The 295-nt window shown below is 39.3% G+C and carries 1 protein-coding gene; it reads left to right on the top strand.

All coding sequences use genetic code 11. The features are described 5' to 3' along the window. On the top strand, window positions 1-295 hold a 295-nt coding region (locus KVT34_RS30135), incomplete at both ends, for a PDDEXK family nuclease (protein WP_217563282.1).

The following is a 295-nucleotide window of genomic DNA, read 5'->3' as shown; positions in this document are numbered from 1 at the left end:
GGAACAGGAGCCGGAGCAGATTATAAACCTTGGCTTAATATTCAAGACGTTTCTTCGCTTGGAAGATCTACTCGCTTGAAAGGGATTAAAACAAACCGACAACACGAATTTTTATCGGATTTAGAACGAAACTACTTTTATTTAACTGAATATTCGGAGATTACTGCCGATATCCGAGAACAATTTCCGCTATTGCCGTGGGAAGAAACAATTGTCATTGCAGATGAGCTAGGTATTAAGCATCCTTCAGATTCAAACACGCATAAGCCAGTTGTGATGACAACGGATGTTTTAT

Origin of the sequence: Paenibacillus sp. GbtcB18, assembly GCF_019091125.1 — a bacterium.
Lineage (GTDB): Bacteria > Bacillota > Bacilli > Paenibacillales > NBRC-103111 > Paenibacillus_F > Paenibacillus_F chitinolyticus.
The sequence above is the reverse complement of the archived record's forward strand: the minus strand, read 5'-3'. Positions and strand labels throughout refer to the sequence as shown.